This is a genomic window from Amycolatopsis sp. NBC_01480 (genome assembly GCF_036227205.1).
GTDB lineage: Bacteria > Actinomycetota > Actinomycetes > Mycobacteriales > Pseudonocardiaceae > Amycolatopsis.
Genome location: NZ_CP109442.1, coordinates 3,874,814 through 3,891,483 on the forward strand (window position 1 = coordinate 3,874,814; position 16,670 = coordinate 3,891,483).

Consider the following 16,670-nt stretch of genomic DNA (forward strand, 5'->3'; position numbering starts at 1 on the left):
AGGAAGGACTCGTGAGTATTTATGACGGTTCTAACCGGCATGAACACTCACGAGCTTTTGGGGTTCGGTGGCCGTTCCAACAGCCGGGACAGCACGACCGTGGACACGGTGCGGTCGATGATCTCCAAGCCGCGCAACCGTTCCAGCGCCGTCTCGAGGTGGTGGATGTCGCCCGCGCGCAGGTGGACGATGGCGTCCGCGGCGCCGGACACGGTGTACGCGGCGACGACCTCCGGCAGCGGTTCGAGCCGGGCGCGGATGCGGGCGGGCGTGACGTTGCCCTGGCAGTGGACCTCGACGAAGGCCTCCGTCCCCCAGCCGAGCGCCTCCGGGTCGACCACCGCGGTGAAGCCGCGCAGGACCCCGGTTTCGAGGAGCCGGTCCACGCGCCGCTTCACCGCGGGCGCGGACAGACCGACGACCTTGCCGATCTCCGCGTAGCTGGAACGCGCGTTGGCCACCAGGCAGGAAACGATTCGCTGGTCGATGCTGTTCACACGCAATGTTTAGCAGGTATACGCGCAGCAAACAGCGATTGATTGTGATATTAGGTCAACCTTAGTCTTCAGGTATGCCGGGAACAGCTGAGCAGCGAGTGCCGACCACCCGCCGTTACCTCATGTGCGCGCCGCGGTTCTTCGCGGTCGACTACGTGATCAACCCCTGGATGGACCCCACCAAGCCGGTCAGCGCGGACGTCGCCGTCGCGCAGTGGACCGAGCTGCGCGACACCTACCGCCGCCTCGGCCACACCGTCGAGGAGATCGACCCGCAGCCCGGGCTGCCGGACATGGTCTTCGCCGCGAACTCCGGCACCGTCGTGGACGGGCGCGTGCTCGGCTCGCGGTTCCGGGCGCCGCAGCGCACCGCCGAGGCCGAGCACTTCCGCCGCTGGTTCGTCGAGCACGGCTACCGCGACATCACCATGCCGGAGAAGGTCAACGAGGCCGAGGGCGACTTCGCCTGGACCGGGCGGCTGCTGCTGGCCGGCACCGGCTTCCGCACCGACCCGGCCGCGCACGCGGAGGCACAGGAGGCGCTGGGCGTCCCGGTCGTCTCGCTGAGCCTGGTCGACCCGCGCTACTACCACCTGGACACGGCGCTGTTCGTGCTCACCGAGGCCACGGACGCCGGCCCCGCGCAGATCGCGTACTACCCGGAGGCCTTCTCGCCCGGCTCCCGGCGGGTGCTGGCGCGGCTCTTCCCGGACGCGGTGATCGCGACGGCGGCCGACGCGGAGTGCTTCGGGCTCAACGGCGTCTCCGACGGGCGCAACGTCGTCCTGCCGCTGGAGGCGACCGAGCTGGCGGCCCGGCTGGCGGCCCGCGGGTACGACCCAGTGCACGTCGACATCTCCGAGTTGCGCAAGGCCGGCGGCGGTCCGAAGTGCTGCACTTTGGAGATTCGCAAATAACTTTGTGTCAACAGTGTAACTACTCCATTTGCCAATCCGATTAATCGTGAAACGGGGGTACGCACGGTCTCGGAGGGGAGCGCGATGGTCAACTTCGCGGTACACGGAGTAGGACGTCCGGAGCGCCCGCTCGATCCAGGGGAGGACGAGCGCTGGATCACGGTCGAGCAGTTCGACCGGCTGCTCGAAGCCGTCGCCGAGCAGGAAGACGCCCATCTGACCTTCGACGACGGCAACGCCTCCGACGTGGAGGTCGCGCTGCCGCGGCTCGTCTCGCGCGGGCTGCGGGCGGAGTTCTTCCCGCTGGCCGGCCGCGTCGGCGAGCGGGGCTACGTCGATCCGGACGGGCTGCGGCAGCTGGTCGACGCGGGCATGCACGTCGGCTCCCACGGCTGGGAGCGCCGGGACTGGCGACGGCTGGACGACCGGCAGGCGCGCCGTGAGCTGGAGGCGGCGCCGCAGCTGCTGACCGAGCTGAGCGGACGGGCGGTCTGCCGGTACTCGCTGCCTTCGGGACGGCTGGACCGGCGGGTGCTCGGGCGGCTGCGGGCCGCGGGGGCCACGCGGGTCTATTCGAGTTCGCGGTCGCTGGGGACCGGGCCCGGGGGATGGCTTCAGCCGCGGGTCCAGGTGCATCGGGAGATGGACTCGGGGTGGGTGAAGGCGGCGCTCGGCACCGGCGGGGGACTGCGGCGGGGGCTGGGCGGACGGTGGTGGGGCTGACGTTCGGGCGGGTGGCCGGGCTTTGGCGATACCTGCTCCGCTGGGGTCGGACGCCGGTAAGGACTCCTTACCGGCGTTGGACGCGGTTAAGGGGGCCTTGGCGGCAGGCCGGGCCGGGCCTGGGTATTCGGTGACGGGGGCGGGGCGTCTCGGTGATGGGGAAAGTGTTCCGGTGGTGGGGAAGTACGCCTCGCCCAAGTTGAAAGGTGTAACGCGCAGGGGCATTCTGTTGGCACGCCGCGAATCTGTAAGGAAAGTTTCCTAACCAGAGGGAGTGCGACAGATGATGAGGAAGCTGATCCTGTTCGCGACGGTGGTGCTCGCTGCCACTGTGATGCCGTCGGCTGTCGCTTCGGCTTCGGTGCCCGCGGGGCACGGCCAGGCCGCGCCGGCCGCGGCGCCCACTGCCGCCGAGCTGCTCGCGAAGACCACGGGCTGCCAGCAGGTGTCCAACGGGAAGTACAAGACCGACGAGGACGCTTCGTCGGACACGGTCGCCGTTTGCGACGCCAACGGCGCCGTGTTCTGGAAAGCCGACATGGACATCGACTGCGACGGGCAGCGGACCACGCAGTGCAACGAGAACACCGACTGCTGCTTCCAGCCCGACACGGCGTTCCACCAGTCCGACGACCAGCCTCTCGACGCCGCGAAGCTGCCGTACATCGTCGTGCCCAGTGCCTCGAGCAAGTGGAACTACGAGTCCTCGCAGCTCAAGGGCGGCGGGTCGTGCGCGGTGATCTACAACAACAAGGTCGAGTACGCGGTGATCGGCGACACCGGGCCGACCGGGATCATCGGCGAGGCCTCCTACGCGACGGCCAACGACCTCGGCATCAACCCCGACCCGTCCAACGGCGGCACCGACTCCGGCGTCACCTACATCTGCTTCAAGAACTCCGAGGTCTCGCCCATCGAGGACCACGGCAGCGCCACGAGCACGGGGCAGGGTCTCGCCACCACCTTCGTGAACAGCAACTGACCGGCCCACGCGGCGCCGGGGGAAGCTTTCGCGGCTTCCCCCGGCGCTTCGTCGCTTCTTGGCCGGAAATGGCCCAACGGCAATGAAAACCGCCGCACGCGAGGCAAAAAAAGCGAAATCGATACCGGGATTCGGTAACGATTCCCCCGGTGGCCGAAAGTGGTAACGAACGGCCCCCGCCTGCCGACCAACCCGTCAGCTAACGGGCGGAGGTTCGGGCGTGAAGATCAGTGTCTTCGGGCTGGGTTACGTGGGGTGTGTGTCCGCGGCCTGCCTGGCGGGGCGTGGGCACGAGGTCGTCGGTGTCGACGTGAATCCGGTGAAAGTCGATTTGGTGACGCAAGGCCACGCGCCGGTGGTCGAAGAGCGGATCGGGGAGCTGACGGCGGAAGTCGTGGCGTCCGGGGCGCTGCGGGCGACCACCGATGTGGCGCTGGCCGTCGCGACGAGCGACGTGTCGCTGGTGTGCGTGGGCACGCCGTCGGCGGCCAACGGCAGCCTGTCCACCGAGTACCTGGAACGGGTCGCCGACCAGATCGGCGAAGCGTTGGCACGCAAAGGAACGCGGCATACGGTCGTATTCCGCAGCACCATGCTGCCAGGCACCTGCCTGGACCTGCTCGTGCCGATCCTGGAGAAGTCCAGTGGCGGCACGGCGGGCGTCGACTTCGGGGTCGCGGTGAACCCCGAGTTCCTGCGCGAGGGCAGCAGCGTCCGCGACTTCTTCGACCCGCCCAAGACCGTGATCGGCGAGATCGACCCGGCCAGCGGCGACGTGGTGGCCGAGCTCTACGAGGGCCTGCCCGGCGACGTCTTCCGCGTGCCGATCCCGGTCGCGGAAATGACCAAGTACGCCGACAACGCCTTCCACGGCCTCAAGATCGGCTTCGCCAACGAGCTCGGCTCGGTCTGCCGGGCGCTGGGCCTCGACTCGCACAAGGTGATGGACGTCTTCCTCGCCGACCGCAAGCTCAACGTGAGCCCCGCGTACCTGCGGCCCGGCTTCGCGTTCGGCGGCTCGTGCCTGCCGAAGGACCTGCGCGGGCTGGTTTACGCGGCGCACCGCGCGGACGTCTCGGTGCCGATCCTCGCGCATGTGCTGCCCTCCAACGAAGATCACCTGCAGCGCGCGTTCGACCTGGTCGCGCGCACCGGCAAGCGCAAGGTCGGGCTGTTCGGGCTGTCGTTCAAGCCCGGCACCGACGACCTGCGCGAGAGCCCGCTGGTCGAGCTGGCCGAGCGGCTGCTGGGCAAGGGCTACGACCTCAAGATCTACGACGCGAACGTCAGCCTTTCCCGGCTGATGGGCGCGAACCGCGAGTACATCGAAGGCCGGCTGCCGCACCTCGGGCAGCTGCTCGCCGGGTCCGTCGAAGAGGTGCTGGCGCACGCCGAGGTCTGCCTGATCGGCACGGCCGACCCCGCGGTGCTGGCCGCGCTCCCGCACGGCGGCGGGCAGACGCTCGTCGACCTGGTCCGCATCCCCGACGCCGAGGCGCGCCGGGCCGAAGAGGGATACGTCGGTCTTGCCTGGTGACAAGAGAAGAGCGCTGATCCTGGTCGAGAACCTCTCGGTCCCCTTCGACCGCCGCGTGTGGCAGGAGTGCACCACGCTGCGCGACGTCGGCTGGGAGGTGCACGTGATCTGCCCGCAGGGCACCAAACGTGACACCGAGACCGAGGCCGTGATCGACCAGGTCCACATCCACCGTTACCCGCTCACGGCGGCCACCGGCGGCCCGGCCGGGTATTTGCAGGAGTACGGCACCGCGCTGTGGCACACGTTCCGGCTCGCGCGCCGGATCGGCCCGGTCGACGTCGTGCACGCCTGCAACCCGCCGGACCTGCTGTTCCTGGTCGCCCGGATGCTCAAGCGCCAGGGCGCGAAGTTCGTCTTCGACCAGCACGACCTCGTGCCGGAGCTGTACCTCTCGCGGTTCGACCGCGGGCAGGACGTGCTCTACCGTGGCGTCTGCGCGCTGGAGCGGTCCACCTACCGGGCGGCCGACGTCGTCATCGCCACCAACGAGAGCTACCGCCAGGTGGCGCTGATCCGCGGCGGCAAGCGGCCCGAGGACGTGTTCGTGGTCCGCAGCGCGCCCGTGGTCGAGCGGTTCCACGAGGTGCCGGTCGAGCCGGAACTCAAGCGGGGCAAGCCACATCTGCTCTGCTACCTCGGCGTGATGGGCCCGCAGGACGGCGTCGACTACGCGTTGCGCGCGCTGGCTTCGCTGCGCGACGAGGTGGGCCGCGACGACTGGCAGGCCGTGTTCGTCGGCGCCGGCGACACCTTCGACGAGATGGTGGCGCTGTCGAAACAGCTGGGCCTGGACAACCAGGTCGAGTTCACCGGCCGCGTCTCGGACGCCGACCTGCTGCGTTACCTGTCCGCGGCCGACGTGTGCCTTTCGCCGGACCCGCTCAATCCGCTCAACGACGTGTCGACCATGAACAAGATCATGGAGTACATGGCGATGAGCAAGCCGATCGTCTCGTTCGAGCTGCGGGAGGCCCGGGTTTCCGCCGGCGAGGCCGCGCGCTACGCCCCACCCAACGACGTCGCCGAGTTCGCCCGGCTGGTCGGGGAGCTGCTCGACGCCCCGGAGGAGCGCGCCCGGATGGGCAAGCTCGGCCAGGAGCGGGTCAGCGGGCCGTTGGCTTGGGGGAATTCGCAGCAGGCGCTGCTGGCCGCGTATGAGCGGGCTGTCCGGTCTTGATCGCGGTTTGAACAAGCATCGAGGGTATTTGTAACCAACACCCGCGGGCTGACGACGGGGTCTATGACTCCGCACGCCACCAGTGAAGTGCAAATGTGGGAAGGGACCCCGCTTTGAGCGACGACACGGTTCGGCTTTCCACAGTGGGAGTGCTCCTCCGGCGGCGGTGGCGGGCGTTGCTGCTGCTGACGGTGATCGGCGCGGGAGTCGGCGCCGGCGCTTCGCTGGTTTTCTCGCCGGGGTACGAGACCTCGGCGAGCGTGCTGCTTCAGGGCCCGCGCCAGGCCGACGAACTGCTCACCCAAGCGCAGGTCGCCACCAGTTCCGTGGTGCTGGACCGCGCGTCGGCCACGCTCGGCCTGCGGGTCAGCGGCACGGACCTGCAGAAGTCGGTGACCGCTTCGGTGGCGCAGGGCAACGTCGTGACGATCACGGCCAGCGGGGACAGCCCGGTGTCGGCGCAGCAGCTGGCGGACGAGGTGGCGAAGGAGTTCGTCAAGTACTCCACCCAGCTGCTCAGCAATTCGGCGAACAGCGCGGCCCAGCTCGCGCAGCAGCAGCGCGAATCACTGCGGCAGCAGGTGACCCAGACCAATCAGCGGATCCTCGACCTGTCCCGCTCGGTGCAGGACGGCCAGACCGTCGAGGCCGTGCAGGTGCGGACCGAGCTGCAGGGCCTGCGCACCTCGCTGGAACAGGCGATGAACAACCTCAACGCGGCCGACGCCGCCACCGGCTCGGGCAACATGGTCGTGATGGGCCCGGCCGAACGGCCGACGTCCGCGGCTGTGCCCACCCAGCCGCAGCTGATCGCCGGCGGCGCGGTCCTTTTCTTCCTGATCGGCCTGCTCAGCTATCTCTTCGGCGCGCGCACCGATCGACGGTTGCGCGGCGAGGAGGAGATCGGCTCGGCCCTCGGCGCGCCCGTGCTGGCCGCCGTCGACGTGCCCGAGCCTGCCGAACGCGCGAAGCCCGTCGGCTTCCGGGCGCGGCTGCGCCGGTTCACCGGCAGCGACCGGCCGTGGCACCTGCCCCAGATGCCGGCTTCGGCCGACCGGGCCAGCCGCGACCGGCGGTACCACCGGGTGCTCGCCCGGCTGACGGCCGAAAAAGGGGTCCGGCGGCTGCTCGTGCTGGTCGCCGAGGGCGACACCGTGGCGAAGCAGGCCGTCGCCCAGTTCACGAACCTGGCGGACGCCGCCCGGCCCCGCGTCGAGCTGACCATCGCCGAAGTGACGGTGGCGCAACCGGTTGTGCCGGACGGCAGCACCGGCGTGCTCGTGGTGCTCTCCCTCGGCTCGCGCAACGCGTGGGAACTGGTCGCCATCGCGGAGGCCTGCGCCGACGCCGGGCACGAGGTGCTGGGCGCCGTGCTCACCCGCGCTGTCCGCGTGAAGGGCAAGACGCGTGACCAACCCGCCGACGCGGGTCCACCCGAGGTCCAGGCGGACCGTGACGTGATGGTTGGTTCGGCGTGACGAGTCCGCAGAGTTCCTCCCCGCCGCTGGTCGACCTGCACCGCCTGGGCGTGGCCCTGCGCCGCCGTCGCCGGCTGTGGCTCGGCTTCGCGCTGGCCGGGCTGGTGATCGGCGGGACTTCGGCGGTCGTGCTGCCCGCGGCGCCGACCGCCGTCACCAAGGTCCTCGTGGTGCACCCGGACGACTCGCCCACCGACAGCGGCACGCTGATGCGCACCGACGTCGCGGTGCTGCAGACCGGGAAGATCGCCTCCGCGGCGTTGAAGAAGCTCGGCAGCACGGAAGCGCCGGCGGACTTCCTCAAGGAGTACACCGGCCTCGGCATGACCAACAACATCATGCAGGTTTCGGTCAAGGCCAAGACAAACGCCGACGCCGTCGCCAAGGCACAGGCGCTCGCCGACGTGTTCATCGCCGACCACGTGCAGCGCAACCAGGCCGCCGCGACCGCGCAGGCCAAGGCGCTGCTGGACCAGCGCGCGCAGGCCCAGCAGCAGCTGGCGGACGTCGACGCGCAGGTCGCGGCCGAGACCGACAAGGGCAGCAAGGCGAACGCGGGCACGCTCGAGCAGCTCTACACGCAGCGGGCCGACCTGGTGTCGAAGGTCGCGGACCTGCAGAACCAGGCGCAGCAGGCGGGCATCGGCACGCCGCAGGTCGCCGCGGGCACCCAGATCGTGGACGCGCCGGTCGTGCTGCCGGCGTCACTGCTGAAGACCGGTGCCACGGACGGCGCCATCGGCCTCGCGCTGGGACTGGCGCTGGGCCTCGGATTCGCCGCGGTGACGGCGTTGGTGCGCGACCGGCCGGTACTGCGCCGGGAGATCGCCGAGCACCTCGGCGCCTCGGTGATCGCCCAGCTGCGCTCGAAACTGCCCGGCCCGTCGCGGCTCTGGTCCCGCGGCTCGGCGGTGGTGGAGCGCAAGCGCGTGGCGGTCACGCTGGCCCGCGCCATCCGCTCGGAGCGGGGGCCGCTTGCGGTGCTGGAGCTGGGCGCGCCCGGCGTCGCCGCGGAGCTGGCGCTGAACCTGGCGAAGGAGCTGGCCGAGGACGGCCCGGTGGTAGTCGTCGACGACCTGCCGCACCGCGACGTCGGCAAGCTGCCGGTCGAGGGCGACGTGCGGGTGGCCGGCGCGGGTGACGCGGCGATCGACGCGGCGTCCCGGCGCATCGGCGTCGGCACGGTCACGCCGGGCACCGCGTGGACGGACCTGGAATACCTGGGCACGGAGGCGGTGCTCGTCGTCCGCGCCGGGCACGCGAACACGCTGTGGCTGCACACGGTCGCGCGCCAGCTCGCCGACTGCCGGATCCCGATCGCCGGCGTGGTGCTGGTCGACCCGGACCCGAAGGACCACACCGACGGCACACTCTGGGACGGCCTGCACACGGCGTTGCGGGGCCGGGCCTCGGCCGTCGCCGCCAAGCAGGTCGAGGGCGAGCCGGCCGTGCACGCCACGGCCGAACGGGTCCCGGTCAAGCACATCCCGGCCGAGGCCGGGCCGCGCAAGTTCGTCGAGCAGGAGCCGGAGCGGCCGATCGACTGGCCGGTGGAGCTGCCGGACGAGCAGACCGTGGTGGCCCCGCCCGTCGTGGTCCCGCGCGGGACCGACTCGTTCGACGCGCCGACCCGCCGGTTCCACCCGATCGTCCCGCCCTCGGGCACCACCGTCGGCAATGGCCACGGCCACCAGACCTGACTCGTGAGTGTTTATGACGGTTCTAACCGTCATAAACACTCACGAGTCCTGACCTGCAGAGAGGCGAACGCCGATGTGCGGCATCGCAGGTGCTTACCACTGGCCGGACGGCGGCCCGCTGACCGACCGGCTCACCAAGTGCCTCACGCACCGCGGGCCGGACGGCTCGGGCCGCTACGACCACCGTTCCGGCCCCGGTGAGGTCCACTTAGGACACCGCAGGCTGTCGATCATCGACCTGTCCGAGACGGGCGCGCAGCCGATGGTGGCCGAGGGCCTGGCCCTGACCTACAACGGCGAGCTGTACAACGCGCCCGAGCTGCGGGTCGAGCTGGAAGCGAAGGGCGTGAAGTTCCGCGGCACGTCCGACACCGAGGTGCTGTTGCGCGCCTGGCGCGAGTGGGGCACGGACTGCCTGCCGCGGCTGCGCGGCATGTTCGCGTTCGGCGTCTTCGACGAGCGCACCGGTGAGCTGGTGCTGGTGCGCGACCAGCTGGGCATCAAGCCGCTGTTCTTCGTCCGGCGCGGCGGTGGTGTCGTTTTCTCCTCGGAGCTGAAGGCGCTGGCCGGCGAGCTGGGCGGCACGCTCCGGATGGACGAGGCCGCGCTCATCGCGTCACTGCTCTACTACTGGGTGCCGGACAGCCGGTGCGCCTACCGCGAAGCCGAGAAGCTGCAACCCGGCACGTGGGCGCGGTTCCGGCCGGACGGCACCAGCGAGCGCGGCACGTACTGGTCGCTGCGCCAGGTGGCAGAGGAAGGCGCCGCGTACACCGGAGACGTCGACCTGCACGCCGTGATCGCGGACTCCACCAGCAAGCACCTGCTTTCCGACGTGCCGGTGGCCACCTTCCTCTCCGGCGGCCTCGACTCCAGCTACCTGACCGCGCTCGCCGCCCGGCAGACACCCGGGATTTCCGCTTACACCATCGGTTTCCGCGCCGAGGACGCCAAGTTCGAGGCGATGCCGGACGACCTGAAGTACGCGCGGATCGTCGCGAAGCAGTTCGGCGTCGACCTGCACGAGATCGAGATCGCGCCGCAGGTGCTCGACCTGCTGCCGCGGATGACCTACCACCTCGACGAGCCGATCGGCGATCCCGCGGCGATCAACTCGTTCCTGATCTGCTCGGCCGCGCGCGAGGCCGGGGTCAAGGTGCTCCTCTCGGGCATGGGCGCGGACGAGCTGTTCGCCGGGTACCGCAAGCACTTCGCGAACCAGCTGGCCCTGCGCTACCAGCGGGTGCCGGGCCCGGTGCGCCGGCCGATCGGCGCCGTGGTGGACCGGCTGCCGGTCGCGTCCGCCAGCCGCGGCTACCGGACGGTGCGGTTCGCCAAGCGGTTCCTGTCGTTCGCGGAACTGCCGGAAGAGACGGCGTTCCGGCGCAGCTACACCATGTACGACCGCGGCGAGCTGCTCGACCTGGTGAACCCGGACCTGGCCGCCGAGGTGGACGACGTGCTCACCGAGCACACGGACACGTACAACGACAACTCGCTGACCGACTACGTCAACCGCATGTGCCTCGCCGATTCCCGGATGTTCCTGCCCGGCCTGAACCTGGCCTACACCGACCGCTCGACGATGGCCGCGTCCACCGAGGTGCGCACGCCGTTTGTCGACGTCGAGGTGGTCAAGGCCGCGTTCCGGGTGCCAGGCAACAAGAAGATCGTCGGACGCCAGGGCAAGGCGGCGCTCAAGGAGGCCGCCCTGGCGATCCTGCCGAAGGAGATCGTCTACCGGCCGAAGGGCCTGTTCAGCGCCCCGCTGCGGGCCTGGATGAGCCGGGACCTCGCGCCGCTGGTGCGGGAGGTCGTGAACGAGGGCGTGCTCGTCGAATCCGGGTTCCTGCGGCGCGACGCGTTGCAGAAGCTCGTGGCCGAGGACGCCGCCGGGCAGCAGGACCGGGCCAAGCACCTCTGGCACATCTTGACCCTCGAGTACTGGTACCGCGGCGCCCAGGCCGCCGCGGCGTCGAGCAGCTAGGAGCGTTGTGAAGCAGGTAGTGCAGAACTACAAGAGCGGGGAGCTGGCACTCCTCGACGTCCCGGTGCCCGCGTGCAAGCCGGGCGGCGTGCTCGTGCGCACCACGTACTCGCTGATCTCCACCGGCACCGAGATGATGAAGGTGTCCGAGGCGAGCATGTCCATGCTGGGCAAGGCGCGCTCGCGGCCGGACCAGGTGGCGAAGGTGATGCAGAGCGTCGCGACCAACGGCCTGCCCGCGACCTATCGCAAGGTGACCAACAAGCTCGACTCGTACACCCCGCTCGGCTACTCGCTTTGCGGCGTGGTCGAAGAGGTCGGCGCGGGGATCGACGACGTCTCCGTCGGCGACCTCGTCGCGTGCGCCGGCAACGAGCACGCGCTGCACGCGGAGCTGAACTGGGTGCCGAAGAACCTGTACGCGAAGGTGCCTGCCGGGCTTTCCGCGCGGCACGCGGCGTTCGGCACCGTGGGCTCGATCGCGATGCAGGGCGTCCGCCGCGGGGAGCCGCAGCTCGGAGACCTCGCGCTGGTGATCGGGCTGGGCCTGATCGGGCAGCTCGTGGTCCAGCTGCTGGTGGCCTCGGGCGCACGGGTGGTCGGCGTCGACCCGGACCCGTCCCGCTGCGAGCTGGCCCAGGGGCTCGGCGCGCTGGCCTGCGGTCACCCGGGTTCCGGGCTGATCGCCAACGCGGTGGCCGAGCTGTCCGGCGGCCACGGCGCCGACCAGGTCTACCTCGCCGCGGGCGGTAGCACGAACGACCCGGTGGAGCTGGCCGCGAAGCTCGCGCGCGACCGCGGGCGCGTGGTCGACATCGGCAAGATCTCGCTGAACCTGCCGTGGAACGCGTACTACGAGAAGGAGCTGGACGTCCGGTTCTCCCGCTCGTACGGGCCCGGGCGCTACGACCCGTCGTACGAGCTGGAGGGCCGCGATTACCCGATCGGCTACGTGCGCTGGACCGAGCGGCGCAACATCGAGTGCTTCCTCGACCTGGCGGCGCGCGACAAGCTGGACGTCGAGCCGCTGATCACGCACGTGGCGGACTTCTCTTCCGCCGTGGAGACCTACAAATCGCTCAACGACGGGGAGTTGAAGGCCGTCGCGGTGCTGTTCCGCTACCCGGACGCGCCGCTCACCTCCTCCCCGCCGCAGTCCCTGAAGGCCACCATGAGGGACCCAGATGCCCTCAAGGTGGCCTTCAGAGCACGTCCGGAACCGCGGAGCGGCGGGCTGAGGGTCGGGTTTGTGGGGGCCGGCAACTACGCGTCGTCGATGCTGCTGCCGCACCTGGTCGAGCAGGACCGCGTCAGCCTGGCCGAGGTGGTCACCACTTCGGCGCTGTCCGGCGCGAACGCCAAGCGCAAGTTCGGCTTCGCCCGCGCGAGCACCGACCTCGACCAGCTGCTCGCGAACGAAGCAGTCGACACGCTGTTCATCGTGACCCGGCACAGCTCGCACGCCGAGCTGACCCGGCGCGCGCTGCTCGCGGGCAAGGCCGTGTTCGTGGAGAAGCCGCTGGCACTGTCCGAAAAGGAGCTTCGCGGGATCGTCGAGGCGATCGCGGAGTCGGGCAACAACCGGCTCCAGGTCGGCTTCAACCGCCGGTTCGCGCCGCTGCTGAACGAGGCGCGGCTCCAGTTCGGCCCGCGCGTCGGCCCGGCTTCGGTGCGCTACCTGGTGAACGCGGGCCGGCTCGACTCCGGCAGCTGGTACAACCAGGCCGGCGCCGAGGGCACCCGGTTCGCCGGCGAGGGCGGGCACTTCATCGACACCGTCAGCTGGTTCCTGGGCAGCGACCCGGTTTCGGTCTACGCCACCGCCGCCCCGGGCAACAACGACCTGCAGGTGCTCCTGCGCTACGCCGACGGCTCGACCGCCGCGATCAGCTACGTCACCAGCGGATCCACCGCGTTCCCGAAGGAGACGCTGGACGTGCTGGCCGACGGCCGGGTGCTGAAGTTCGACGACTTCACCAGGGCGTCCGTCTACAGCAAGAAACGCTGGTCCAGCTCGCGCATCCCGAAGGGCCGCGACAAGGGCCAGCGTGCCGAGATCGAGGCCTTCGTGACGGCGCTGACCACCGGCGTCGCGATGCCGATCAGCGTCGGCTCCCTGGTGGCGACCACGCTGGCGACGCTCGCGGTGAACCGCAGCCTCGAAACCGGCGCGCCGGTGCGGCTGGAGCCTTCGGCGGTGCTCGGGTGATGGATCCCGCCTGGTACCTGCGAAGACTTTCGGCGATGGGGCCGGCCGAGATCGCCGGCCGCGCCACCGAAGCGCTGCGCAAGCAACAGTGGCGTGGCGTCGCCCGGCAGAAGGCGAGCTGGCTGCCCCATCGCGCGTTCCCGCCGTTCACCCCGGTCACCGGAGTCGCTGGAGTCTCCGAAGAGGCCCGCCGCGAGCTGCTGGCCACGGCCGAGCGGCTGATGGACGGGCACGCCGAGTACTTCGGCGTCGAGCGCGCTGACCTCGTCGCGCCGGACTGGGCCTTCGACCCGAAGACCGGCCGGCGCGCGCCGGGCGAGGCCTACTCGTTCGACATCGCCTACCGCAGCGAGGACACGGTCGGCGACATCAAGCAGATCTGGGAGCCCTCGCGGCACCAGCACCTCACCGTGCTGGCCGCGGCGTACGCGCTGACCGGCGACGACCGGTACGCCCACCGCGTGGCCGACCACCTGAAGTCCTGGTGGGTGGCGAACCCGCCGATGCGCGGCGTGCACTGGCTGAGCGGGATCGAGCTGGGCATCCGGCTGCTGTCCTGGGTGTGGGTGCGGCGGCTGCTCGACGGCTGGGCCGGCGCGCCCGGCCTGTTCGAGGACAATCCCGAGGCGCTGCACCAGATCTGGCACCACCAGCGCTGGCTGGCCGCGTTTCCGAGCCGCGGCTCCTCGGCCAACAACCACGTGATCGCCGAGGACGCCGGACAGCTCGCGGCCGCCTGCGCGTTCGACTGGTTCCCGGAATCACCAGCCTGGCGCGAGGCCGCGATGCGGTCGCTGGACACGCAGCTGCAGGCCAACACGTTCGCCTCCGGGCTCAACCGTGAGCTGGCCACCGAGTACCACGGGCTGGTGCTGGAGCTGGGACTCGCGGCCGCGCTGGAGGCCGGTGCCGTGGTGCCGGAATCGACTTGGCTGGTGCTGCGCCGGATGTGCGACGCACTGGCGTCCATTGTGGACGCCGAACTGCGGCCGCCGCGGCAGGGCGACGCCGACGACGGCTACGGGCTGGTCGTAGACGGCGCCGGCGTGAGCCGCTGGGCCTCGCTGCTCGCGACGGGTGACGCGCTCTTCGGCCGCTGCGAGTGGTGGCCCGAGGTGGCGGGCGGCGACGTGCGGACCGCGTTGTTCTCCACGCTGGCCAAGGTGCCCGCGCTGGAAGGCACGCGGCCGCCGCGCCGACCCGACGACCTGTTCGACGCCGGTCTGACGATCCTGCGCACTCCGTCCGGTGAGCCGGGGGAGATCTGGTGCCGCTGCGACGGCGGGCCGCACGGCTTCCTCGCCATCGCCGCCCACGCGCACGCGGACGCGCTTTCGCTGGAGGTCCGCCACGACGGCGTCGACATCCTCGCCGACCCCGGCACCTACTGCTACCACGGCGAACCGGAGTGGCGCTCGTACTTCCGCTCCACGCTGGGCCACAACACGCTGGAACTCGGCGGCACGGACCAGTCGGCGTCCGGCGGGCCGTTCCTCTGGACGCGCCACGCGAACACGCGGACGCTGGCCGTCGGCCCGGTGCGCTGGCGCGCGGAGCACGACGGCTACGCGCCGGCCGTGCACCGCCGATGCGTCGAACTGGCCGGCCGCACGCTGACCGTGGTCGACGAGGTGGAGTCCGGGACGCCGTTGCCCGCCCGGCTCGTCTTCCACCTCGGGCCGCTCGTCGAGGTGAGCCTGGACGGCGCCGTCGCGAAGCTGGCCTGGCCGGGCCACACGGCGGCGCTGGAACTGCCCGGCGGGCTCGCCTGGACCGCGCACCGCGGCGAGACGAACCCGCCGCTCGGCTGGTACTCGGCCGGCTTCGGCCGCCGCGAACCGGCGACCACCTTGGTGGGCCAAGGCTTCATCACCGAACCGCTGACCACCGTGCTCCGCTTCACCTGAGGCGTTTCACCGAGAGGATCGATGTGCGACTGACCAGCAGGCTGGCTCTGCTCCTGGGTGCGCTGTGCCCGCTGGTCCTGGCCGGGTGCTCCAGCGCACCCGACGAAGACCCGGCGGCGAGCCAGGTCGCCGCGACCTCGGCCGCGCCGGCCGGGCCCGTCGCCGCGGTGTGCGACAAGATGCCGCCCGGCCCCGCCACCGCCCCGGCGGGCGCGGTGACCGTGGACCCGGCGGTGCCCGGCGACCTCGCCACCAAGACCAAGGACTCCCCGTCCGGCACCACGTTCTGGCTGGGGCCCGGCGCCCACCACCTCGGCGACGACCGGTTCGACCAGGTCCAGCCCAAGGACGGCGACGTCTACGTCGGGGCGCCCGGCGCGGTCCTCGACGGGCGCCGGATCAACCAGTACGCCTTCACCGGGCACGCGAAGAACGTCAAGATCCAGTCGCTGACCGTGCAGGGCTTCGTGGCGCCGCGCGACGAGGGCGTGGTCAACCACGACTCCGGCGACGGCTGGCTGATCCAGCACACCACCGTCCAGGACAACGACGGCGCCGGGCTGATGGCCGGGGCGAAGCAGCAGGTGCTGGACAACTGCCTGCGGCGCAACGGCCAGTACGGCATGAACGCGTTCTCCGGCGACGGCGACATCACCGGGCTGGTGGTGCGCGGCAACGAGATCACCGGCAACAACACCGGCGACTGGGAGAAGAAGGTCGACGGCTGCGGCTGCACCGGCGGGATCAAGTTCTGGGACGTGAACGGCGCCGACGTGACCGGCAACTGGGTGCACGACAACCGCGGCACCGGGCTGTGGGCCGACACCAACAACAACGACTTCCTGATCGAGGGCAACCTGATCGAGAACAACGACAGCTCCGCGATCACGTACGAGACCAGCTACAACGCCGTGATCCGGAACAACACCCTGCGCCGCAACAACCTGGTCGACGGCCGCTCCTACACCGACCGCGGCGACACCTTCCCGCTGGCGACGATCTACGTCTCCGAGTCCGGCGGCGAGCCGCGGGTGAAGGCGCGCACGTCGAAGCTGGAGATCTACGGCAACGTGTTCGAGAACAACTGGAACGGCATCACGCTGTGGGAGAACGCGGACCGCTTCTGCAACAGCCCGGCCAACACCTCCAGCGGCGTCTGCACCGAGCTCGTGCCGGACACGACCAAGTGCGCCGCGCCGGCGATCGCGCAGAAGCCGCTGTACGACGACTGCCGCTGGAAGACCCAGCGCGTGGACGTGCACAACAACCGCTTCATGCTCGACCCGGCGGCGATCGGCTGCCAGGAGACCTGCGCGCGGATGGGGCTGCTGTCGAACTTCGGCACCTACCCGGACTGGTCCCCGTACAAGGGCGACGTGGTGCAGACCGCGATCACCCACAACCAGGACAACTCCTGGCACGACAACGCCTACACCGGGCCGTGGACGTTCATCGCCGGCGACCAGAGCCACATCCTGGGCATCGGCGAGTGGGAGGGCGCGCCGTACGACCAGGACGCGCGCACCACCTATCAGCGTGGCGGGGGTGGCTGA

Annotated in this window: 12 protein-coding genes; 11 read left to right on the plus strand and 1 reads right to left on the minus strand. The window is 70.5% G+C overall.

Translation table 11 applies throughout. The annotated features are described in order from the left end of the window. Nucleotides 1-47: 47 nt before the first annotated feature. Nucleotides 48-497, minus strand: a complete 450-nt coding sequence (locus OG371_RS18570) for an Lrp/AsnC family transcriptional regulator (protein ID WP_329070888.1) — start codon at nucleotides 495-497, stop codon at nucleotides 48-50. Between the two features lie 74 nt (nucleotides 498-571). Between OG371_RS18570 and ddaH the strand changes: the two genes are divergently transcribed. The 11 genes from ddaH to OG371_RS18625 all read left to right on the plus strand — a co-directional run bounded on the left by ddaH (nucleotide 572) and on the right by OG371_RS18625 (nucleotide 16,670). Beyond that, a complete protein-coding gene (ddaH, locus tag OG371_RS18575) occupies nucleotides 572-1,414 on the plus strand; it encodes a dimethylargininase (protein WP_329070890.1) in 843 nt (280 codons plus the stop codon). 84 nt (nucleotides 1,415-1,498) lie between these two features. Further along, a complete protein-coding gene (locus OG371_RS18580; protein WP_329070892.1) occupies nucleotides 1,499-2,137 on the plus strand; it encodes a polysaccharide deacetylase family protein in 639 nt (212 codons plus the stop codon). 286 nt (nucleotides 2,138-2,423) lie between these two features. Continuing rightward, a complete protein-coding gene (locus OG371_RS18585; RefSeq protein ID WP_329073159.1) occupies nucleotides 2,424-3,119 on the plus strand; it encodes a glycoside hydrolase family 75 protein in 696 nt (231 codons plus the stop codon). Between the two features lie 220 nt (nucleotides 3,120-3,339). Further along, nucleotides 3,340-4,656, plus strand: a complete 1,317-nt coding sequence (locus OG371_RS18590) for a nucleotide sugar dehydrogenase (protein ID WP_329070894.1) — start codon at nucleotides 3,340-3,342, stop codon at nucleotides 4,654-4,656. After that, nucleotides 4,646-5,836, plus strand: a complete 1,191-nt coding sequence (locus OG371_RS18595; protein WP_329070896.1) for a glycosyltransferase family 4 protein — start codon at nucleotides 4,646-4,648, stop codon at nucleotides 5,834-5,836. The genes OG371_RS18590 and OG371_RS18595 overlap by 11 nt, the downstream gene beginning before the upstream one ends. A 143-nt stretch (nucleotides 5,837-5,979) precedes the next feature. Then, nucleotides 5,980-7,314, plus strand: coding sequence for an exopolysaccharide biosynthesis protein (locus OG371_RS18600; protein WP_329070898.1), 1,335 nt, complete (start codon nucleotides 5,980-5,982; stop codon nucleotides 7,312-7,314). Further along, nucleotides 7,311-9,014: a Wzz/FepE/Etk N-terminal domain-containing protein gene (locus tag OG371_RS18605; protein WP_329070900.1), complete on the plus strand. Its 1,704-nt coding sequence runs from the start codon at nucleotides 7,311-7,313 to the stop codon at nucleotides 9,012-9,014. The genes OG371_RS18600 and OG371_RS18605 overlap by 4 nt, the downstream gene beginning before the upstream one ends. A gap of 73 nt (nucleotides 9,015-9,087) precedes the next feature. After that, the gene (gene asnB / locus OG371_RS18610; RefSeq protein ID WP_329070902.1) at nucleotides 9,088-11,001 is read left to right on the plus strand and encodes an asparagine synthase (glutamine-hydrolyzing); all 1,914 of its coding nucleotides are present in this window, start codon (nucleotides 9,088-9,090) and stop codon (nucleotides 10,999-11,001) included. Nucleotides 11,002-11,008: 7 nt separating this feature from the next. Then, a complete protein-coding gene (locus tag OG371_RS18615; RefSeq protein ID WP_329070904.1) occupies nucleotides 11,009-13,210 on the plus strand; it encodes a bi-domain-containing oxidoreductase in 2,202 nt (733 codons plus the stop codon). Further along, entirely contained in the window at nucleotides 13,210-15,117 is a 1,908-nt protein-coding gene (locus OG371_RS18620; RefSeq protein ID WP_329070906.1) for an alginate lyase family protein, read from the plus strand. Before OG371_RS18615 ends, OG371_RS18620 begins: the two co-directional genes overlap by 1 nt. Before the next feature lie 29 nt (nucleotides 15,118-15,146). Then, on the plus strand, nucleotides 15,147-16,670 hold the full coding sequence (locus tag OG371_RS18625; protein WP_442876168.1) for a right-handed parallel beta-helix repeat-containing protein: 1,524 nt from the start codon (nucleotides 15,147-15,149) through the stop codon (nucleotides 16,668-16,670).